The following is a 20,085-nucleotide window of genomic DNA, read 5'->3' on the forward strand; positions in this document are numbered from 1 at the left end:
GGGCTGGGATCCCAGCCCGGCGTACCTGGCGCTGTTCTGCCACCGGCAGGCGCGCTGCGGCGGCGGCCACACCGATCTGCTCGACATCCGGCGGCTCGTCGACGCACTGGAACCGGCCGAGCTCACCTTGATGACGGACGCCGAACTGACCTTCCCTGGCCCGGACGGGGGTGTACGCACCGCGATGCTGGGCGCGGACGACACCGGCCGCACCGCCCTGCGCTTCAGCTACAACCTGCTCACCGCGGCCGACTACGACCCACACCACGACTCCGACGTCGACGACTCTCGGCTGCCGCTCGGCCGGGCCGGTCGCAGGTTGGCGCATCGCGTCAGCGACCTGTTCCACGAACTGCGCACCCGCGTGCTGATCCCCGAGAATGCACTGCTCATCTGGGACAACCAGCGCATGCTGCATGCGCGCTCGGAGTACGCCGACCGCGCCCGTCACCTCACTCGTTTCTGGGCCGGCGACCGGACTCGCGCATGATCATCGACGACCTGCAGTGCTCCGACGCCGACGGGCTGGTCCACCTGCCCGGACTGCCGTCGTTCGACCCCGCCGACGAAGCCGAGAATGCCGTCATCAGCCGCCTCGCCGGCAATTGGCACCGACGGTCGACGGTGAAGCGCGACGAGCCCGACCTCGACGAGTTGTTCGACGCCGGCCGGGCCGACTACCCCGAGGCAATCGTGCCGTTCCGCGACCATCCGACGTGGCAGGCGATGCCCGACGCGCTGCGGTCGCGGCTGCTGAGCTGGGCCTGGATCGCGTACAACCGGCACACGGTGCTCGCCGAGCAGCGCGTCGCCAACCCGGCGTTCGCGCTCGTGATGGACGGGGAGTTCCCGGGTCTCGGCGGCCAGGACATGGATATCGCACTCGCCCAGGCCATGGTCGACGAGCAGTACCACACCCTGATGCACATCAACGCGAGCGCGCTGACCAGACGGAAACGGGGGAACCCGTTCCCCGACAGCGCCTTACCCGAATCGCACACCTCGCGGGCACACCGTCGGCTGCGCGCCCATGCCGCCGAACGCTGGCAGCGCAGCCTGACCACGCTGGCCTTCGCCACGGTGTCCGAGATCTCGATCAACGCGTACCTCGATCTGCTCGCCGACGATCACGACATCCAGGTGGTCAACTCCACCACCGCAAAGCTGCACAACCGGGACGAGTACTGCCACGCATCCATTTCCGACGAGATGGCGAAGCTGGTGTACGACGTGCTGGACCCCGTCAAACGCCGCTTCTTCCTGGACATGCTGGTCGCCGGACTGGACGCGTTCGTCGCCACGGACTACTCGACGTGGGAAGCGATCTTCCGGATCGAGAAGGTCACCGGATGGGAGAAGATGCTCGCCGACGTGCGGGCCGAGAAATCCGGTTCGCGACTCGTGCGCGACTACAGCGGTCTGTATTCGCTGATGTCGGACATGAATGTTCTGGGCGATGTCGACTTCGACTGGGGTCTGGCGGTGACGGACAAATGACACTGCTCGATCTCGACACCCGCACAGCCCTCGCTCCGCGATCGATCAGCGGCGACCGGCTCCGCAAGCTCGTCGCCGAGCGCACCGGCGACCCGATCCTGGGGCACGAGGCACACGTGGTGTCCCAGGTGCTGCCGTTCAAGGTCAGCAGCTACGTCGTCGACGAACTGATCGACTGGGACCGTGCGCCGGACGACCCGATGTACCGCCTGACCTTCCCGCACCGCGACATGCTCGAGCCCGAGCACTTCGCGCTGATCGAGCAGGCCGTGGCGCAGGGAGATCGGGGCACCGTCCGGCAGGCGGTCGACACGGTCCGGGCCGCGCTGAACCCGCATCCCGGCGACCAGCTGAGCATGAACGTTCCGCAGCACGACGACATCGACGGTTCGGGCATGCAGCACAAGTACGCCGAGACCCTGCTGGTGTTTCCCCGCCAGGGGCAGACGTGCCACAGCTATTGCGGCTACTGCTTCCGCTGGGCCCAGTTCGTGGACACCCCCGACCTGAAGATGGCCATGTCCGGGCCGGAGGCGATGACCCGGTACCTCGACCTGCACCCGGGCATCACCGACGTGCTGTTGACCGGCGGCGACCCGCTGGTCATGCGGACCGAGTTGCTGGCATCGTATCTGGAGCCGCTGCTCGAACCGGGGCGGGAACACGTCGAGACGATCCGGATCGGCACGAAGGCCGTCTCGTTCTGGCCGTACCGGCTGTTGGCCGGGCCGGAAGCCGACGACCTGCTGCGGTTGCTCGAGCGGCTGACCGCCGCCGGCAAGCACGTCGCGATGATGCTGCACCTGTCGCACGTCGCGGAACTGCAGACCGATGCCGCCCGGACGGCGCTGGCCCGGTTGGCATCGACCGGCGCGGTGCTCCGCGCTCAGGCCCCGGTGGTGCGTCACGTCAACGACGACCCGCGCACGTGGGCGGACCTCTGGCAGGCGCAGGTCCGCAACCGGGTCGTGCCGTACTACATGTTCGTCGAGCGGGACACCGGTGCGCGACCGTATTTCGGTCTGCCACTGGCGCGAGCGGTCGACATCTACCGCGAAGCGCTGCAACGGGTCTCCGGACTCGGGCGGACCGCGCGGGGTCCGGTGATGTCGGCGTCGCCGGGGAAGGTCGTGATCGACGGCGTCGTCGATCTCGACGGCGGACGTGCGTTTGCGCTGCGGTTCCTGCAGGCACGCCGGCCGGATCTGGTCGGCAAGCCGTTCTTCGCGAAGTTCGACGAGCACGCGCAGTGGTGGGACGACCTCCGCCCGCACGGCCCGCGCGACCGCGAATTCTTCGGTGTCGGAGGCACCGCGTGAAGGTTACCGCGCACGAGATCAGCTTGACGCAACGGCATCTGTGGCGCTCTGCCAGAGAAGCGATTCCGGTGCAGCGGGGACTGGTGGTGGAGGTGGAGCAGGACGGTGTCGCCGGGTTCGGCGAGGCATCCGCGTTCATGACCGACCACTACAATTCGGGCCTGGACCGGATGCACGCGGATCTGCGACGGATTGCGCCGTTGCTGATCGACCTCGGTCCCGACGACCCGTTCGCGGTGTGGCGAGCGTTGTCCGCGGAGCTGCCCGATTCGCCGTTCGTCCTCGCCGCCCTCGACACCGCGGTGCACGACCTGCGGGCACGGCTGCTCGGTGTGCCGCTGTGGCAGTCTCTCGGGCTGGAACGCCCGCGGGAGTTGCGCTCCAGCTTCAGTATCGGGCTCGACGAGACCGAGGTGATGGTCCGCAAACTCCGCGAGCGGCCCGGGTGGTCGGCGTACAAGATCAAGCTGGCCGACCCGGGCGACCTCACCGTCGTCAAGGAACTCCGCTGCCACACGACCGCACCGTTCTACGTGGACGGCAACTGCGGCTGGGAGCTGTCCCGACTGCTCCCCGTTCTGCACGCCCTGCAGGAACTCGGCGTGCAGCTGATCGAGCAGCCGTTTCCGCGCTCGGCGTGGCGCGACGCCCGGATCCTGAAGGAGCGCAGCCCGATCCCGGTGATCGCGGACGAGAGCATCGCGTCGCCGCAGGACCTGGACGCCTGCACCGACGCGTTCGACGGCATCAACGTCAAGCTGATGAAGGCCGGAGGTATCACCCCGTCCCTGGCGCTGCTGCACCGAGCCCGAGAACGCGGTCTGATCACCATGCTCGGCTGCATGCCGGAATCCGCGGCCGGGGTGTCGGCCACGGCCCACCTCGGGGGATTGGCCGACCACCTGGATGTGGACGCAGTCGACCTTCTCGCGGTGAACACGGGCCGCGGACTGACGCTCGACGGCGCCGGCCGCGTCACCCTGCCGGATCGTCCCGGTTCCGGCTACCTTCCCGATCCGGCCGCCCACGGCTGGCGGGTTCGGCCGGTGTCCGCCGCCGACGTGCGACCGATCCGGCATACCGTGCTCCGGCCCGGTCAACCGGCCGAGACCTGCGTCTACCCCGAGGACGCGCACGTCGGCACCCGGCACTTCGCCACACTCGTCGCGGGGCGCCCGATCGGCGTGGCCTCGCTGTATCACGAGGATCCACCCGAAGCGCACGCCGTGCCGGGTCTTCTCCCGGGCCGGGGTTGGCGCCTCCGCGGTATGGCCACCCTCGAGGAGGTTCGCGGTACCGGTGCGGGGACCACACTCCTGCGCACCGTACTCACGAACGCCGCGCTGGCCGGCGCCGACGCGGTGTGGTGTAACGCCCGCACTACCGCAGCCGGCTTCTACGTCAAGCAGGGCTTCCGGATTCTGGGCCCGGAGTTCGACATCCCGGGCATCGGGCCCCACGTCTTCATGCATTGGAGTACTTCATGATCCACCAGACACCGAACCCTGGTTCGCTGATCGACGAGCAGGAGGCCCGCTGGCTCGCCTCGATCGCACTCGTCGAGGCCGGAGTGCCCGAGGACGACGCCGATCAGGTGGCTGCCGCGCTCGTCGACACCTCCCTGCGCGGCATCGACACCCACGGTCTGCGGTTGCTGCCGCAATACCTGGACGAACTCGCGACCGGCGTCGCGAATGCAGCGGCGTGCCCGACCGTGGTCCGGGACCGTGGCGCCGGACTGCTGCTGGATGCGGACGGCGCACTCGGCGTGCTCGCCGGACTCGCCGCCGCCCGCCTGGCAGCCGACCGGGCCAAGGCTTTCGGCGTCGCGGCGGTGGGCGTGCGCAATTCCAACCACTTCGGCGCGGCGTCGGTCTACACCCGGCACCTGGCCGGGCAAGGGATGATCGGTATCGCGGTCACGTCCGCCGCGTCCCGGGTGGCTCCGTACGGCGGGGTCGAGCCGCTGTTCGGCACCAACCCGATCAGCGTGGCCGCGGGCACGGGGGACGACGGGCTCGCCCTCGACATGGCCACCAGCCAGGTGTGCTTCGGTGAGGTGAAGCACCGCCGGGCCGAGGAACGACCGCTGAACAGCGGCTGGGCCACCGATCGCGACGGGCGGCCCACCGCGGAGCCCGACGAGGCGTACGCCCTGTCGCCACTCGGCGGATACAAGGGGCAGGGCCTGGCAATGGCGGTCACTCTGCTGGGGGCCGTGTTGACCGGGTCGCCGCCCGACTGGCAGCTCGAGCAAGTCGGTGAGGGAACCCCCGGTCGAAGCCGAGGGGTCGGACACTTCGTCCTCGCCCTGGACCCCGGAGCGTTCAGTGGGCATGCGCAATTCACGGCCGGGCTGGCGGACCTCCTCGGCACCGTCCGCGGGGCGACGCCCGCCGCGGGGACGCCGGTGGTGGCCCCGGGCGATCCGCAACGCGCCCACGAGCGCGAACGACGGGTGCGGGGAATACCGCTCGACGCCCGGACCGCGGAGGCCTTCGCCACGCTGGAAACAACTTTCGATGGATTTGCCGTGACGAGGAAGGACGCTTCTCGATGATTCTCGTACTGATCAGCCCGCGTGCCGCCGGGTTGCCCTTCGCCCAGTGGCTGCCGGAGAAGCGCGGACGGCTGGTGGCGGTCTGCGCCGAGGGAACGGATCCGGGTGAGGGATTCGCCGAGATCGTCACGGTCACCGACTATCACGACGACGACGCGGTGCTGGGCGCCGCTCGGGAACTCGCCGGACGGCACCGGCCGAAAGCGGTCGTCGCCCTGGCCGAGGTCGATGTGGAACGGGCCGCCACAGTGCGCGGCGAACTCGGCCTCCCGGGCCTGGACACCGCCACGGCAGGCGGCTACCGCGACAAGATTCTGATGAAGGAATTGGCGCAGGCCGCAGGGCTTCTCGTTCCGGCTTTCGCGCCGGTGCGCCAACCGGCGGACATCGTCGACTTCATGGCCGCGAACCCGGGCCGAGTCGTCGTCAAACCGCGCAGTGGTTCCGGCTCCACCGGCGTGTACGTGCTCGATTCGCCGGCGCAGGCAACCGGACTCGCCGACACCGTCACGGCGACACCGTACGAAGTCGAGGAATTCGTCGACGGCGCGGTGCACCATGTGGACGCGTTCCGCGTCGCCGGAGACCCGGTGGCCGCCATCGCGTCCCGCTACACCGGCCAGGGGTGCCTCGAGCACTGGACCGACGCCCCGTTCGGCTCCCGCTCGGTCGACACCACCGACCCGGTGTGCGCACGACTGGTGGACGAGACCTGGCGGCTCGTCGATGCACTGGGCTCGCCGCCCACAATCTGCGTGCACGCCGAGTTCTTCGTCACCGCGGACGGCGACATCGTGCTCTGCGAAGTGGCCGCACGGATCGGCGGCGGACCGATACCGACGATGCTCCGCCATGTCCTGGGCATCGACCCTCGGCATCTCTGGGCGCGGGTGGAATGCGGGCTCCCGACCGACCTGGACGCTGTCCGAGAGCGGGTGGCGGCCGCCCCGCACGCAGCGTTCTACGGCGTGCCGCCGCGCCGGGGCCGGGTGCTGCGACTGCCGGACGCACCGCCGGGCGTGCACGACTTCACGCTGAACACCCACATCGGGGACGACTGGACCCCTGCCCGGTACAACGAGCGCAAGTCGGCGGACTTCCTCGCCTACTGGGTGGTGACCGACCCCGATTTCACGGCGCTGGGAAACCGGCTGATCGCCACCGCCGAACAGGTGAGCGCCGGATTCGCATGGGACCGTGCCGAAAGCGAGGACGCAGCATGACCGCCACCGATGTCGACGGGATCACCGGCCACGTCCTGCCCCGCGGCGCCCGCCCCACCGCCGCCGACTTCGCGGGCATCGCCGACCCGGACATCATCTGGGAGGACGCGCGGTGGTGGCGGTTCACCGAACGCACCGACCTGCACGAGGTGCGTTACCTCGAGGTGCGCGCGGACGGCCGCACCGTCGCGGTCGCGCCGCTGCTGGTCACGGCGCGGCCCGGGGGCCTGCTCTTCTACGACCCGCCCCGGCTGGCGGGAACCGCGGGCCCGATGGCCGAACCGGAGTTGCTCGATCACCCCGATCGGCTGCGCTGGGCCGAGCTCACCGAGGCGCTGCCCGATGCCCGCGAGGATCAGTACCCGTCGGTGGCGCTCGCCACGTTCGGAAACCACCACGGTGTCGCGCACGCGCCCGGCCATTCGCACGATCAGCGCCGCGCGGTCATGGCGGCCCTGCCCGAACTGCTCCATCAGGCCGGCGACGAACTCGGCTGCCGCAGTGAAGCATTGCTGTACGTCGGAGAGGCGGAGGCCGAGGACGTCGACGGTTCCGCGACCCGCGCCGGGTACACGGCGGCCCTGCTGGGCGCCGAGGGTGTGCAGGACCTGAGCGGACACAGCTGGGCGGAATACGTCGCGAGCCTGAGCAAGCGCCGGCGCGTCCGGCTCCGCAAGGAGGTCGCGGACTACACCGCCGCCGGCCTGCGCACAGTGGTCCGCTGGGGTCCCGCGGCGATCGACGACGAGGTCGTCGCCCTCCAGGTCGCGCACCGGGCCAAGTACGGGCTGCCCGGCGGCGAGGACCGGGTCCGACGCGATTTCGACGCCGTCCGTGAGGAATTGGGCGATTCCTGTGTGCTGCTCGGTGCCGAACTCGGCGGTCGGCTCGTGGGTTTCGTGCTCTACCTCCGCACCCCCGACACGTTGTTCGCCAGGACCGCCGGATTCGCCCCGGGGATTCGTGGCTGCTACCTGACGCTGACCTACCACGAGACGGCGCGGTGGGCGGTGGAGCACGGCATCCGTCGCGTCCACTACGGCCTCGCCGCCTACGAGGCCAAGATCGCCCGCGGATGCCGACTGCGACCCCGCTGGGGCTGGTTCGCCTTCCGCGGCGAAGGCGCCGACAAGTATCGCGAGGCTCTGACGCTGCAGTCGCGCAGCATCGAGCGGCGGCTGAACCTGGTCGGTGCACCGGCAGCCCCTGTCCCGTCCCGGCGGCCCGCCGCCACCGAACCGAAAGCAGAACAATGGAACTGATCCCGACCAGCACCGTCTGGATGGACGGTGAATTCGTCGCCTGGGACCAGGCACAGGTCCACGTGCTGACACCGAGTCTGCACTACGGATGGGGTGTCTACGAGGGCATCCGGGCCTACGCGACAGACCGCGGTCCGGCCGTGTTCCGGCTGCGCGACCACCTGCGACGGCTGCACGACTCGGCACGGGTGTACCTGATGGACCCCGGGTGGTCGGTGGACGAGCTCACCGAGATCTCGCTCGAACTGCTCCGCCGCACCGGCCTGGACTCCGGCTATCTGCGACCGATCGTCTACCTCGGCTACGGCTCGATGGGGGTCGCGCCCGCACTGGACACCGCCCGGGTGGCGATCGCGGCGTGGCCGTGGGGTTCGTACCTCGGTGAAACCGCGGACCAGGAGGGCTGCCGACTCGTCGTCAGCAGCTGGCAACGCAACGGGGTCCACTCGGTCCCTCCGCTCGCCAAAGCGACCGGAGCCTACGTCAATTCGGCTCTGGCGAAGGTCGGCGCGCTGCGCGCCGGTTACGACGACGCACTGATGCTCACCTCCACCGGGCACGTGGCCGAAGCGTCCGCCGCGAACATCTTCGCCGTCCGCGACGGTGAACTGATCACCCCTCCGGTCGGCGACAACATCCTGCCCGGTCTCACCCGCGACACCGTGATCACGCTCGCCCGCGACCTGGGGATCACGGTGAGGGAGCAGAGTCTGACCCGTAGCGAGCTCTACGTCGCCGACGAGGCGTTTCTCACCGGCACGGCCGCCGAGGTGGTCCCGGTGGCGTCGGTCGACGACCGCCCGGTGGCGGCGGGCGGGTGCGGCCCGATCACGAAGCAACTGCGCGACGTCTTCCACGACGTGGTCCGCGGGCGTGAGCCCACCTACCGTCACTGGCTGGAGTTCGCATGAGCACACGTTCACTGCCCTCGGCCGTACCCGATCGGGTCGCGGCGATCTGGGACGCCGAAGGCCTCGGAATCCTGGAGGGTGCCGTCACCGGATTCGCGAGCGCGGCAGACCTGCTCGACGGCAGCGCGTGGGCGAATGCGCGTCGCGAGGAGATCGCCGACCGGGTGGTCGACGTGATGGCCGTCCGGGCCTGGCACGCCCTTCCTCAGCTGTCGCACGGTCGCGCCCGGAGGGTGTCCCGGCGCTGCATCGCCTACTCGCTTGCAGCGGACACCGTCCGCGCCGACGGGAGCGGTACCGCCCGGTCGGACTGCTGGACCCTGACCACCCATGCGTTGGAACTGCTGACGATTCGCGAACACTTCGACGCGGCGGCCCACCGGCCCAGAGAGCTTCTCGGAGTCCCTCCCCGGGGAAGGTTGCTCACTGCCTGGCAGATGGTGGACGACGCGCTCGGAGCCCTCGGCACCACCCGCCACGAATGGGTGGGTGCAGACCCCGCGACCGTCGCCGCCGCCGGGTGGGTGCTGGTCGACCGGATGAGCCGACTCCTTCTCGCGGCGGCGCTGGTCGCGCAGTCCGCGGCAGCCGAGTCGGCTCAGGATGCCGAACTACTCGTCAACGCGGCCCGTCGGTACGCGTGGAACCACCTGCGGCGTCCGGCGCCCGAGGCGGCGACACCCACCCATGTGCAGCGGTCGGCCGATCTCGTGCACGCCTTCCTGACGCCGGGGAGCATCCCGTGACCGCCCGCCTGCGGCGGCTGGGTGATGCGGTGCTTCCCGACAGCCCGGCCGGTCGCACGCTCGCCGTCGGCGCCGGCGTCGACTCGCTGGGTACCGGGATGTTCTTCGCGTCGTTCGCCCTGTACTTCATCGGCGTGGTCGGTCTCACCGCGAACCAGATCGCCCTGGCCACCACGATCGCGGGTGCGCTCGCGCTTCTCGCCCCGGTGCCCCTGGGCAGGCTGGCCGACCGGGTGGGGCCCGGCCGGTTCTACGTGGCCCTCCTGCTGTTGCGCGGCATCGGCTACGGATGCTTCGCGCTCGTATCCGATTTCACCGCCTACCTCGTGCTCACCGTGCTGCTCACCGCGGCCGACCGGGCGAGCAGCCCGATCCAGCAGGCCGTCGTGACGGCGGTGATCGGCGGCCACGACCGGACCCGGACGATGGCGACCATCCGCGCCATCCGGAACGTGGGTCTCACCGCGGGGTTCCTGCTGGCGGGCGTCGTCTTCGTGACCGGCACCTCCGCCGCGTTCACGGCGCTGTTCCTGGGCAACGGAATCTCCTTCGTGGTCATCGCGTTCGCAGTCCGGCTCGTACTCCGGACGGGAACGGTCGTGCAACGCACGCCTCTCCCCGCTGGTCCCGGGCCGACCGAAACCGCGGTGCGCTCGCCGTTCCGCGACCGGTGGTTCATGGTCTTCACGGTCGGCAACGGTGTCCTGTCGCTGTACGACACCGTGCTGATCGTTCTGCTCCCGATCTGGGTCATCGAGTACACGTCGGTGCCGCTCGCGTGGGTGCCGGTGCTCATGGCGGTCAACACCGTGCTGACGGTGGTCCTGCAGGTCTACGTCGCCCGGTTCGCCGAGGGCACGTCCGCGGCGGCGCGACTCCTGACGTGGACCGGGGCGCTGATGGCCTTCTGCTGCGGTGCACTCGCCGTCGGCCAGATGGCCGACACCGGTCCGGCGATCGCCGCCGTTGTCGTTGCGGTGGTGGCACTGTCGATCGCCGAGAACATCCATTCCGTGGCCGCCTGGGAACTGTCAGCCGAACTGTCCCCGCAGCCGGCTGTGGCCCGCTATCTGGGCGCATTCAGCCTCGGCATGACGGGCCAGAAGGTGCTCGGCCCCACCATTCTGGTCGTCGTCCTGTTGCCGACCGGTCTCCTGGCGTGGCCCGTCCTGGCCGGGACGTTCGGGGCCGCGGCACTGGTCTCCCGGACGGCGGCGCATCGCAGTCTCGCGGAACGCGCACGGACGAAGGAACGCCCGGCCGGCGACCTTCCTGCACTGTCTCCCTTCTCGATACTCGAGGTGAAGAAATGACCGAACACGTCCTCGTCGTCGGCAGCGGCCGCGACCTCCCGGGCCGGGTCCGTGACGCCCTTCCCGGCACACAGACCTCGGTGATCTGCCGACTGGAATTCGTCGCCAAGCTTCGCCGTCTGACCGAGCACTCGCGGGTCGTCGCCGTGCGGCACGACGCGCCGGACGAGGAGTGGATCGCGTTGGCCGCGGCCGCGCATGCACAGCACCCGTTCACCCGGATCGCCACGTTCGGCGAACGCGACCAGGACCGCTGCGCCGCGATCGGGGAGGCCCTCGGCCTTTCCACCCACTCGCGCCGCACGGTGACGTCGGTCCACGACAAGAACGCCATGCGCGCCGAGCTTCGCGAATCCTGCGTCGACGCCACCGCCTCCGCCGTCGTCGCCGACGTGGATGCGTTGCGTGCCTTCGCGTTCGAACACGGCTTTCCCTGCGTGGTGAAACCGGTGTGTGGCGCGGGCAGCGCCGGGGTGGCCGTGGTTCGGGAGGAGAGCGCACTGGCCGCGGCGTTTGCACGCGCCGGGGGCGACTTCGACGGCCTGACCACCAGCGGGGTGCTCGTCGAGCAGTTCCACGAGGGCCCGCAATTCAGCGTGGAGGCCTTCTCGGAATGCGGCGAACACCAGATCGTCGCCGTCACCCGCAAGTTCTCCGACCCGGCGAACTTCGTCGAACTCGGGCACGTCGCGCCGGCAGCCCTCTCGGCGGAGCACGACGAACGGATCCACACGTACGTGACGAGTGTGCTCGACGCCGTCGGTGTGGAGTTCGGGGCAACCCACACCGAGATCGTGCTCACCCCGACCGGTCCCCGGGCGATCGAAACCCACGTGCGGATGGGCGGCGACGAGATTCCGTCCCTGGCCCTCGACGCCACCGGCGTGGACCTCGCCGAATGCGTCGTGCGGCAGACCGTCGGGGAGAAGGTTCTACCCGGGATCCGGGCCGTCCTCGCCGAGGAGCGGCCGGCCCGCTGTTCCGCGATCTGGTTCGCCGCCGCACCGGTCGCGGGTGTCCTCACCGACGTCAGCGGCATCGACGACGCCCGGAAGGTCGACGGCGTGACCGACGTGCAACTCCTGGTCCGCCCGGGGGGCGCGGTCACCGTCCTGGAATCGTCCGATTCACGTGTCGCGTACGCACGAGCGGTCGGGGACACCGCCGAACAGGCGCTCGACGCCGCCCGGGAGGCCATGGCGCGCCTCGAATTTCAGGTGCGCGTGGCCGCCGCGAACACGGTGACGGTCTGATCCCGCAGATGTTGTCTCGAGTTCACAGTCCGACAGCGGTTTCGAGGAGATCGAGTTCGGCGTCGAGCTGATCGAGCATGGGGTGCAGGTCCGGGACGGTGCGGCGGCAGCCGGTGAGGCCGAAGACGATCTGGTCGTCGCTGCTGGTGCAGGTGATGTTGAGTGCCTGCCCGGTGGTGGGGATGGACAGCGGGTAGAGGGATTCGAGTCGGGCCCCGTTCCAGTACAACGGAGTTCGGGGGCCGGCGACGTTGGAGATGACGACGTTGAACGGTGGCCGCAGCGGACCCCGGCGGCCGAGAAACATCTCGACTCCGAGCGGGGCGGCGCCGAGTGCGCTCATCGCGAGCACCTGGGCCGGACTCATCGCCTGAAGCGCCGCCTTGCCCTCGTTCATGCAGTTGCGCACGGTCTCGAGGCGGTGCGCGGGGTCGGAGAGGTGGGTGGCCAGGTTGCACATGAGCACTCCCACCCGATTGCCTCCGGCCCCGGTATTCGGCGCGCGGAGGGAGACGGGGACCATCGCGATCAGGGGATTGTCCGGCAACGCGTCGCGGGTGTGCAGGTAGGCCCGGAGGGTGCCCGCGCACATCGTCAGCACGATGTCGTTGATGGTGGCGTCGGCGTGCTTGGCCAGCAGACGGATCCGTTCGAGGGGGAAGGACCGGGCTGCGACGTGCCGGGCTCCGCTGATCGGCACGTTGAACAGGGTGTGCGGTGCGGTCAGCGACACCGCACCCCCCTTGCCGTGCAGGGCGCGATCCACGGTGCCGACCGCTGCGGGCAGGAGTCCGGCCACCTCGCCGACCGCTGCGCGCGCGGCGTCCCACGCCATCGCGGGCAGTGTCGAGCCGAGCCCTCCCGAAACCGCGACGCCCGCGTCCGGCACGGCCGTCAGCGGGTTGCGGGGTTGCCAGGGCGTGGGCATGTTCCGACGATGCGGGTCCTCGCTCATGCTGTCGCGGAGCAGCCTCATCGCGGACGCACCGTCGGCCAGGGCGTGGTGGATCTTGGTGTAGATCGCGTAGCGGCCGTCGGCGAGGCCCTCGATCAGGTGCATCTCCCACAGGGGGCGGCTGCGGTCGAGCAGGGTGCCGTGCAGCCTCGACACCAGAGTCATCAGTTCGGCCATTCCGCCCGGCTGGGGCAGAGCGTCCCGGCGCACGTGGTGCTCCAGATCGACCTCGTGGTGCGGGAGGGTGTCCCAGCCCCACTGGCCGAGCGACGTCACCGAACGGCGGGCCCGCTTGCGGAACGGCGCCGCCACCTGGTCACCGATCAGCGCGGCATCGAACATCGCGCGCACATCGGCCGCGGACGCCCCCTCGGGTGGCGTGAACACTGCCAGGCCGCCGACGTGCATCGGATGCTCGCGGGACTCGCCGAGCAGAAACAGTGAATCGGTCGGTGCCATCGGCAACAGCATGTGGTGTCCTTACCGTTCCCGAATCCGGATCCACCTGCGCGGATCCGCTCCCCCCGGAACTGTTGTTCATGTCTGTGTAGTGGTGTCGCAAAGTAACGTTTAGATGTGGTTCATGTCACAAACCGGTCTAGCTGTTTGTAGTTCTACAGCACAACCACGCTTTCCGCCACATGCACGAACGTCCAACAGGACGATTGGGTACCCCGGGGTTGCCGGCCGTCAGAGTTCGATGTACAGGAAGTTGTCGGCCCAATTCGTTTCGCCGCTCGTCGTCGCGAAGTAGAAGATGCGCTCCGAGAATCCGCAATCGAAGTATTCGGCGATCTTCGATTCGCCGGGGGCGAGCGTGCCGAGGTTCCTGCTCTCGTAAACGAGCGGAGTGTGGACCGTGACTCCGGTGGCGGTCCCGTCGCCCTCGTTCGTGACACGCACGGCGCACGCGTTGACACCCTCGGCGTTCGCCTGCGTGATCACGAGGTCGGGTCCGTCGCCGAGAGAGCCGAACGGAGCGGCGGACGCCGTTGCCGCCCCGGCAGTCATCAGTCCCGCGATCATGGCTCCCGCCACTGCCGTACGTCGAAAATTGCGCATGGTTGTGCCCTTTCCTCGGTTGTCCGGATTGCCCCGATCGGTACGCTACAGTCGCCCACCCGCACGAGGCGTGCACCGGGTGCGCTCACATCGTCGGGGCGGCGTCCCTCGAAGGGGGCGGGGCGCCGTCACGGATGCGGGCGAGTTCGGACCGGGCAAACGCGACACGGTCGGTGTCCGCGCCGCGGGCGGCGGCAAGTTCGTCGGCAAGTTCGTCGGCAGCGTCGAGGACATGTACGGCGCGGGTCCGCTCCTGTCGTCCGACTCCGGCCTTGCGGAACGCCTTTCGCGCCTTGCGGTCGCCGCACATCGCCTCGAGTTCGGTGGCGGTCAGCACGCCCCGGGCGACCTCGGGCGCCATGATCGCGCGCAAGAACTGTCGTTCTGCCGGGACCGTCATCGCGAAGACTTTGATCGCGACTACCAGGGCGATGACGATGACCGCGAACATCAGCACGAAGAGCAGCGCCGTGTGCCCCCGCACGAGAGCACCCATGGAGTCCCACACCCCGTGCAACAGCATCGCCGTCGCCATCAGTGCGAGTCCCCGCCCGGCCTTGCGGGGTTCGGCCGGCCGGCCGAGGAGGTAGACGAGCCCGGCGCAGAAGACGGCGCTGTAGAGAATGTGTGCGCTGACTCCGGTGGCCATCCGCATCCACACCGTCGACATCGCCGACTCGACCTGACTGGCGCCGAACTGCGAGCCCGCGGATCCCAGCGCGTACGCGACGTCTTCGACGATTTGGAATCCCAGGCCGATGAACGCGCCCAGGATGAACCCGTCGAAGGCGGTACGGACCAGGCGAGGGGCCAACGAGATCAGCAGGAGCAGCCCGACGCCTTTGGCGATCTCCTCGTCGAACGGCGCCGCCAGTCCCGCGCCCCAGTCCAGTGCCCAGGCCTGGCCGAATGCCTTGGCGTACAGAGCGCGAACCGCATCGTTGGCGTGCGCCGCCATGGTCCAGGTGGCGGCGAGGCCACCCCACAGGAACGCCACGACGACCAGCGCGGCGGGCTGCCGGGCGTAGCGGTCGATGTGGTGGGTGAACCACCAGAAGATCGCACCGTAGACGGCGAACAGAACCAACGCCACCACGATCGCCTGCCGGTACGCGGCGTACTGACCGGCCAGCATCGAGGCGAAGGAGAACAGGCCCGTGACGACGAGCATCAGATACGCCCAGAAAGCGAGGTTGCGGGGCTGGAAGAAGGTGAACGACCTTCCCCACCCGGAGTTGTCGATCGCTGCGACCCGGTCGGCGTCGAGATCGTCGAGTTGCGGTGTGGTCACGAGCCCTCCCCGGTGCGGTGGCCGATGCTGGTGATCATGCGGGCAATGGTGACGGTGCTGTCGCCGGAGACCTCGGCGGGGCCGGTGGCCACCACTTCGACACCACGGCCGTCGAGGACGAAGGCCGCGATAACGCCGTCGGAGTGGGTGCCGGAGTACCCGGCGATCACTCCCCGGTCACCGGTGTCGGTGACGATCGTTTCGGGGCTGCCGGTGACGTGCAATCCCTGCGCGCCGTGCAGGGCGTCGGTGGTGTCGGCGATCTGGGCGAGCAAGGCTTCGGCGTTGCCGTCGAACTCGCCGGTGTGGACGGTGAACGCCACGTCGCCGTCGACGACGGTGGCGGTGTCGGGGTATTCGCCCGAGACCGGTCTGTCGCCGACCCGCACTCCCGATGTGATGCCCCACCCGGTGGCCGGGGTGAAGGTGACATCGCCCTTGACCTCGAGCACGTCGCCGGCGGCGACCGTGTCGTCGTAGGGCACCGCGCGATCGATTGCCGGCAGAATCAGTGCCATCACCGACGCGACGGCGATGACGATCAGCGCTGGGGCGATCGTCGCGCGGTCCAGGCCGAACCATCTCCGATCGACCGGAACCCAACGGTCGTCAGGCTCGAACGGGCGTGGGGGAGCATCGCGTGGGTCGTCGATCTTTGTTCCAGTTGTCACGGTCACCATCCCTCGCTGGACATTTGTTCAGAACATACGGGCTCGATTCCGGATCCGCGATTCAGACACCGGCCGGTTCGCGAACTCGATACACGTTGATCTCCGTGTCGCTGGGAAGTCGATCACCCCTCCACTGACCGACTTGCCGAGCGTGCGAAGAGACATGGTGCTCCGGATCTGCGGACGTCTCATGGTTTGATCGAGTTATGACCGAGGAGAACGGAATTCCCACCGTCGTGACCGCCGGCCGCATTATCGCAGCCCCGGCACGGACGGTCTTCGAACTGATTGCCGACCCGGCGCAACAGCCGCGTTGGGACGGCAACGACAACCTGGCCGAGGCCGCCGCCGGGCAGCGGGTGCGCGCCGTCGGTGACGTGTTCACCATGACGCTCACCAACGGCGGCATCCGCGACAACCACGTGGTGGAATTCGAGGAGGGGCGCCTGATCGCCTGGCTGCCCTCGGTGCAAGGCGATCAGCCGCCGGGTCATCTGTGGCGCTGGGAACTCGACCGAGTCGACGAGGCGAGCGTCCGCGTCACGCATACCTACGATTGGTCGCGATTGACCGACGAGAAGCGCCTCGAGCGCGCCCGGGCCACCACGTCGGACAGCCTTCTGGCCTCCGTCGACAGGCTTGCCGAACTCGCCGAGGCGAACGACCGACGGCCTCCCGCCTGACCTGTAGCCGGGTGATGTCCGACGTCACCGACCGGGCACGACGGAAATCGTCCCCTGGCAGACGGCGTTCTGAGAATTGACGAACCACCATCCCGCGCCGGTCTGGACGGTCACGGTGAACGACACCGTCCCGGTTCCCGTCCAGGTTCGGTTGATCGGGATGCCGGGCTTCTGCTGCCAGGCTGCCTCATCGCTGACGCTGTGTCCGGTCGCGCCGGTTGTCGTGTTGTGCCAGTCGACCGACACCCGCGTGCCGTACCAGTTGACGCCGATGCTCGGGATGAGACCGCCGGGCGGCGTCGGCAGTTCGTTGCCGCCGCTCAGCAGAATCGCCGGCTCCAGTGCGGACCCACCCGGTCGCAGCGACTCCCCGGACGCGGCGTTGATGGTCCACGTGAACGGCGGTGCCCAGACGAGGGGATTCGCGCTCGAGCACGTCATTGTCGTCGATGTCGGTGGCGCGGGCTGAGCACTCGCAACGGCGCCTCCTCCGGTCGCCACCGCGGTTCCCAGTCCGACAGCAGTGAGTGCCGCAGCACAGACCCGTCGTCCCAGCTGCTTGTTCATGAGCGCTCCATTCCTTCGTTACCGCGAGAATTGAGACGTCCGTCGCCCCCCATTCCATTTCGGCAGCGGGACAGGATCTGTTACAGATCGCGCGAACTGGACCGCCACTCACGCAGCTGTATTCGGCAACCAGCGCTGCCCGGAGGGACCTCGAATGGCGGGCTCGTAGTTGCCTGTTGCCGGTACTCGTCGATTTCACCGCGGCGTATGGATGGCTCGCACACTGACATCTTTCCTTTCGACAGCAGTGGCGGGGGAGTAGGCGGCGGGCTGTTCCTTCTCGTCTACACCGCCATCCCCGGCAGCGAAAGCCACGAAAAACTAGAGCTTCTCTCCGTCATCGGACCCCGACACGTCGTCCCGCAGACGCCCCCGAACGCGTGACCAACCTGACGATCACCGTCGTCCGAGCCCGATTCAAGGGGTGGAACTGCCCGCCAACTCGCCGGCAGTAACGGCCCACGGCGGCTCTCGATGTACATGGCAGTTGCCCGATGCAGAGCGCGGGGTGTCAGGAGGTCGGCAGTGGAGATCTGGTGTCGAAGACGGCGTGCACCTCTCGCACAAGTAATTGTTCTGGCGGTGTTGATGTTCGGGCTTGTTGCGTTCAACGCGTCTGCAGCATCTGCGGCGCCAACCGACACGACGGACGAGACCACAGTGCCGTTCCAGGTGTCGTCGCCCTATCTGTCTCGGTGTGGCGGGCTCGCCACGTGCATGCTCCCGTGGGTGGTCGCGATGACTCCCACAGCGACTTCGGGCGGGGAATCCGGAATGGTCGTATTCGAAGCGCGAGAACCGCTTCCCGCGGGCGCGTACTGCGAGAGCGCATGGGTTCATTGGCTCAACCTCGAGACCGGCGCTCGCGGGTCCGTCCTACTGGAACCGGTCGCCCTCTATTCGTGCGAACGTCGATCGGCCGCGGTACGAACGGGAGACGGTCAGGTTGTAGCGGTGGCAACGCTGAACTCTCCATGGCCCGTTCTCCATCCGGCCGGTGGGACGTTCGTCGTCCCCTGACGCGCGCGGCGGAGGCCCTCGAGCAGGCAGTGATTCAGCCAAGGCAGCGATCGCGTCCCAACGTGAACGGAGTGCAAGTGAAAAGGTGTATCGCAGTGGCGATCCTATCCCTGATCCCGCTGGGCATCTGTGTGCCGGCGGCATTCGCCGACCCCGTCGATCCCGACCCGTTCGGTTACAAGGACCGGACATCCGACTTCGTCATGCCTCTGGATCCCGGGGTGTTCGGAGTGAACGCAGGCAAACCGATCATCCTGAGTCCGTACGGGACGAGCCGAACCATCGAGTGTGCGTCCTTTCACGGGCAGAGTTGGTGTCGCCAGTTCGATCACGTCGGGAATGAACACGAGCTGTACCAGGTGAAGATTCCGACGGGGTCGACCGAGTGGGATTACCGCGGTGTCTGGATCTACAACCCGTTCTGACACCGACCCCGGTGAGCCTGCGGAACGGCCGAACGTAGCGAAGTGAGTGTCCACGGCGTCCGGATCGGCGAGAATTGGTGCCGTGCGAGTTCCGGTCGGTCAGCTCCCGAGTCGGCCACACGATGAGGCATTGTCCCGCGCAACAGGGGGTATCGAGCATGGTGCAACCAGCGAAGCGATTCCGCGTGCGACGGATCGGCAGTAGCACCCCTCTCGCCATCCTCGCGATCATCCTGGCCGGAGTCCTGTTCGCAGGTGCGTGTGGGCAGCAGGACACGCAGTCTGATGCCGAATCGCAGCCGGAGGCGACGACATCCGAGGCGATCCTGTTGCCTCAGGAGGCTCTGGTGGGATTGGACGTTGTACAGACGTACTTTCCGGAGATAGAACAGCAGACGGCGACGAGCGAGAACTCCACTGCGTCCGGTACCCCCGACGCGACGAGAATGGTGATCTACGAAGGGGGCGACGGCAGAAGGGTAACCGTCTCCGTCGATCGATATCCCAGCCCCGACGCAGCCGCGACCGCATTCGAGCAGGCGATCGACAACAGCGAAGTCGTCCCGGGATTCGCGGCGCTACCGGCGCCGGCCGACGTCGGCGACAAGGCATTCGCCGGTTCCGTGACGCAGGGAGACGACACGCACATCGGGTACGGCGCGCTCGCCGGCGAGTACATCATCGGGGTGACTTCGGCCGGCTATCCGGCTACCACCGAGAATGTCGAGAAACTGGCCGGCCTCACGCGCGACGCGGTCGAGAAGGCAACGGCATAGCCACGGCGACCCCCGCGGCGCCAACACCGCGTCAGGATCGCGGCCCGCGGAGTCATAGTGCCGTCAAGAACGGCCGCGGCCTCGCGTGTCGGGGGTAGATCTGGAACTGAATCCCCGAGGAGGTTCCGATGACGCTTCATCTTCCCCACCGGTTCGTGCACGAGCGGCCACGGCAGAACACGGTGCTCGACCTCTCGGCACTCGGCACGGACAGCTCGAGCATCGAGGACGCGCTGCGTGCGGTGATGGAGCAGCCGCAACTGCGGCTGATCGGTTTCCGCTGCTCTGCCGGTTCCGGGGCCATCGACGACGCGATCGGGCTGATGGAACAGGTCCGGCGCGACTACGGGGTGATCCTGACGGAACTGGTCCTGCAGGACGACGACCGGGTGGATCTGAGGGAGGTCGTCGACGAGGCGCTGGACGAGGCCTGTGCCCGCAACCGGTATCCCCGCCCGAGCGTCGCGTTCACCGGGCACCCGGCCGAGCCGGGTCCTCCCGCCTTGACGAAATCTTGACGCCCTCACCCCTTGCGCCCGGTTGAACGCGCG

20 protein-coding genes are annotated in these 20,085 nt (G+C 68.6%); 15 read left to right on the top strand and 5 right to left on the bottom strand.

All coding sequences use genetic code 11. From position 1 onward, the window contains the following. The 11 genes from AZG88_RS00635 to AZG88_RS00685 form a co-directional block, all read left to right on the top strand. A partial coding sequence (locus AZG88_RS00635; protein WP_197487754.1) for a TauD/TfdA family dioxygenase occupies positions 1-490 on the top strand: 490 nt, incomplete at its 5' end. Beyond that, entirely contained in the window at positions 487-1,497 is a 1,011-nt protein-coding gene (locus tag AZG88_RS00640; protein WP_005250473.1) for an AurF N-oxygenase family protein, read from the top strand. The genes AZG88_RS00635 and AZG88_RS00640, both read left to right, overlap by 4 nt. Beyond that, the gene (locus AZG88_RS00645) at positions 1,494-2,816 is read left to right on the top strand and encodes a KamA family radical SAM protein (protein WP_025433405.1); all 1,323 of its coding nucleotides are present in this window, start codon (positions 1,494-1,496) and stop codon (positions 2,814-2,816) included. The genes AZG88_RS00640 and AZG88_RS00645 overlap by 4 nt, the downstream gene beginning before the upstream one ends. Next, the gene (locus AZG88_RS00650) at positions 2,813-4,303 is read left to right on the top strand and encodes a GNAT family N-acetyltransferase (protein WP_061042108.1); all 1,491 of its coding nucleotides are present in this window, start codon (positions 2,813-2,815) and stop codon (positions 4,301-4,303) included. Before AZG88_RS00645 ends, AZG88_RS00650 begins: the two co-directional genes overlap by 4 nt. Then, the gene (locus AZG88_RS00655; RefSeq protein WP_061042107.1) at positions 4,300-5,376 is read left to right on the top strand and encodes an Ldh family oxidoreductase; all 1,077 of its coding nucleotides are present in this window, start codon (positions 4,300-4,302) and stop codon (positions 5,374-5,376) included. Before AZG88_RS00650 ends, AZG88_RS00655 begins: the two co-directional genes overlap by 4 nt. Continuing rightward, complete coding sequence (locus tag AZG88_RS00660) at positions 5,373-6,599, top strand: ATP-grasp domain-containing protein (protein ID WP_061042106.1); 1,227 nt, start codon at positions 5,373-5,375, stop codon at positions 6,597-6,599. The genes AZG88_RS00655 and AZG88_RS00660 overlap by 4 nt, the downstream gene beginning before the upstream one ends. Beyond that, the gene (locus tag AZG88_RS00665; RefSeq protein ID WP_061042105.1) at positions 6,596-7,861 is read left to right on the top strand and encodes a GNAT family N-acetyltransferase; all 1,266 of its coding nucleotides are present in this window, start codon (positions 6,596-6,598) and stop codon (positions 7,859-7,861) included. Before AZG88_RS00660 ends, AZG88_RS00665 begins: the two co-directional genes overlap by 4 nt. Then, positions 7,852-8,772 (top strand): branched-chain amino acid transaminase, encoded by a 921-nt coding sequence (locus AZG88_RS00670; RefSeq protein ID WP_061042104.1) that lies wholly within the window; start codon positions 7,852-7,854, stop codon positions 8,770-8,772. The genes AZG88_RS00665 and AZG88_RS00670 overlap by 10 nt, the downstream gene beginning before the upstream one ends. Next, on the top strand, positions 8,769-9,518 hold the full coding sequence (locus tag AZG88_RS00675) for a hypothetical protein (RefSeq protein ID WP_061042103.1): 750 nt from the start codon (positions 8,769-8,771) through the stop codon (positions 9,516-9,518). The genes AZG88_RS00670 and AZG88_RS00675 overlap by 4 nt, the downstream gene beginning before the upstream one ends. Continuing rightward, a complete protein-coding gene (locus tag AZG88_RS00680; RefSeq protein ID WP_061042102.1) occupies positions 9,515-10,831 on the top strand; it encodes an MFS transporter in 1,317 nt (438 codons plus the stop codon). The genes AZG88_RS00675 and AZG88_RS00680 overlap by 4 nt, the downstream gene beginning before the upstream one ends. Beyond that, entirely contained in the window at positions 10,828-12,084 is a 1,257-nt protein-coding gene (locus tag AZG88_RS00685) for an ATP-grasp domain-containing protein (RefSeq protein WP_061042101.1), read from the top strand. Before AZG88_RS00680 ends, AZG88_RS00685 begins: the two co-directional genes overlap by 4 nt. 22 nt (positions 12,085-12,106) lie before the next feature. On the opposite strand, the gene AZG88_RS00690 is transcribed toward AZG88_RS00685, so the two are convergent. From AZG88_RS00690 to AZG88_RS00705, 4 genes are all read right to left on the bottom strand, one after another. After that, entirely contained in the window at positions 12,107-13,510 is a 1,404-nt protein-coding gene (locus AZG88_RS00690) for a WS/DGAT/MGAT family O-acyltransferase (protein ID WP_061696790.1), read from the bottom strand. Between the two features lie 219 nt (positions 13,511-13,729). Next, positions 13,730-14,101: a hypothetical protein gene (locus tag AZG88_RS00695; RefSeq protein ID WP_061042100.1), complete on the bottom strand. Its 372-nt coding sequence runs from the start codon at positions 14,099-14,101 to the stop codon at positions 13,730-13,732. Between the two features lie 85 nt (positions 14,102-14,186). Continuing rightward, complete coding sequence (locus tag AZG88_RS00700) at positions 14,187-15,392, bottom strand: PrsW family intramembrane metalloprotease (protein ID WP_061696791.1); 1,206 nt, start codon at positions 15,390-15,392, stop codon at positions 14,187-14,189. Then, a complete protein-coding gene (locus AZG88_RS00705; protein ID WP_061045609.1) occupies positions 15,389-16,072 on the bottom strand; it encodes a hypothetical protein in 684 nt (227 codons plus the stop codon). Before AZG88_RS00705 ends, AZG88_RS00700 begins: the two co-directional genes overlap by 4 nt. A gap of 197 nt (positions 16,073-16,269) precedes the next feature. On the opposite strand from AZG88_RS00705, the gene AZG88_RS00710 reads away from it, so the two are divergent. Beyond that, positions 16,270-16,746 carry an SRPBCC family protein gene (locus tag AZG88_RS00710; protein WP_061045608.1) on the top strand — a complete coding sequence of 159 codons (477 nt, stop codon included), beginning with the start codon at positions 16,270-16,272 and terminating at the stop codon, positions 16,744-16,746. A gap of 24 nt (positions 16,747-16,770) precedes the next feature. Here the strand turns inward: AZG88_RS00710 and AZG88_RS00715 are convergent, their stop codons facing one another. After that, positions 16,771-17,313, bottom strand: coding sequence for a hypothetical protein (locus AZG88_RS00715; RefSeq protein ID WP_011595636.1), 543 nt, complete (start codon positions 17,311-17,313; stop codon positions 16,771-16,773). 1,115 nt (positions 17,314-18,428) lie between these two features. On the opposite strand from AZG88_RS00715, the gene AZG88_RS00725 reads away from it, so the two are divergent. From AZG88_RS00725 to AZG88_RS00735, 3 genes are all read left to right on the top strand, one after another. Continuing rightward, on the top strand, positions 18,429-18,758 hold the full coding sequence (locus AZG88_RS00725) for a hypothetical protein (RefSeq protein ID WP_226955580.1): 330 nt from the start codon (positions 18,429-18,431) through the stop codon (positions 18,756-18,758). 158 nt (positions 18,759-18,916) lie between these two features. Next, on the top strand, positions 18,917-19,534 hold the full coding sequence (locus AZG88_RS00730; protein ID WP_061045606.1) for a hypothetical protein: 618 nt from the start codon (positions 18,917-18,919) through the stop codon (positions 19,532-19,534). A 128-nt stretch (positions 19,535-19,662) separates the two neighbouring features. After that, the gene (locus AZG88_RS00735) at positions 19,663-20,052 is read left to right on the top strand and encodes a hypothetical protein (RefSeq protein WP_061045605.1); all 390 of its coding nucleotides are present in this window, start codon (positions 19,663-19,665) and stop codon (positions 20,050-20,052) included. The last annotated feature ends 33 nt before the right edge of the window (positions 20,053-20,085 follow it).

Source organism: Rhodococcus sp. LB1 (genome assembly GCF_001583455.1).
Classification (GTDB): domain Bacteria; phylum Actinomycetota; class Actinomycetes; order Mycobacteriales; family Mycobacteriaceae; genus Rhodococcus_F; species Rhodococcus_F opacus.

Bases quoted from the DNA above. Each gene is read 5' to 3' on its own strand.
- AZG88_RS00660 (WP_061042106.1), top strand. From the start codon at position 5,373: ATGATTCTCGTACTGATCAGCCCGCGTGCCGCCGGGTTGCCCTTCGCC.
- AZG88_RS00665 (WP_061042105.1), top strand. From the start codon at position 6,596: ATGACCGCCACCGATGTCGACGGGATCACCGGCCACGTCCTGCCCCGC.
- AZG88_RS00690 (WP_061696790.1), bottom strand. From the start codon at position 13,510: ATGCTGTTGCCGATGGCACCGACCGATTCACTGTTTCTGCTCGGCGAG.
- AZG88_RS00730 (WP_061045606.1), top strand. From the start codon at position 18,917: ATGGTGCAACCAGCGAAGCGATTCCGCGTGCGACGGATCGGCAGTAGC.
- AZG88_RS00705 (WP_061045609.1), bottom strand. From the start codon at position 16,072: ATGGTGACCGTGACAACTGGAACAAAGATCGACGACCCACGCGATGCT.
- AZG88_RS00655 (WP_061042107.1), top strand. From the start codon at position 4,300: ATGATCCACCAGACACCGAACCCTGGTTCGCTGATCGACGAGCAGGAG.
- AZG88_RS00645 (WP_025433405.1), top strand. From the start codon at position 1,494: ATGACACTGCTCGATCTCGACACCCGCACAGCCCTCGCTCCGCGATCG.
- AZG88_RS00715 (WP_011595636.1), bottom strand. From the start codon at position 17,313: ATGAACAAGCAGCTGGGACGACGGGTCTGTGCTGCGGCACTCACTGCT.
- AZG88_RS00685 (WP_061042101.1), top strand. From the start codon at position 10,828: ATGACCGAACACGTCCTCGTCGTCGGCAGCGGCCGCGACCTCCCGGGC.
- AZG88_RS00675 (WP_061042103.1), top strand. From the start codon at position 8,769: ATGAGCACACGTTCACTGCCCTCGGCCGTACCCGATCGGGTCGCGGCG.
- AZG88_RS00670 (WP_061042104.1), top strand. From the start codon at position 7,852: ATGGAACTGATCCCGACCAGCACCGTCTGGATGGACGGTGAATTCGTC.
- AZG88_RS00735 (WP_061045605.1), top strand. From the start codon at position 19,663: ATGACGCTTCATCTTCCCCACCGGTTCGTGCACGAGCGGCCACGGCAG.
- AZG88_RS00710 (WP_061045608.1), top strand. From the start codon at position 16,270: ATGACCGAGGAGAACGGAATTCCCACCGTCGTGACCGCCGGCCGCATT.
- AZG88_RS00640 (WP_005250473.1), top strand. From the start codon at position 487: ATGATCATCGACGACCTGCAGTGCTCCGACGCCGACGGGCTGGTCCAC.
- AZG88_RS00695 (WP_061042100.1), bottom strand. From the start codon at position 14,101: ATGCGCAATTTTCGACGTACGGCAGTGGCGGGAGCCATGATCGCGGGA.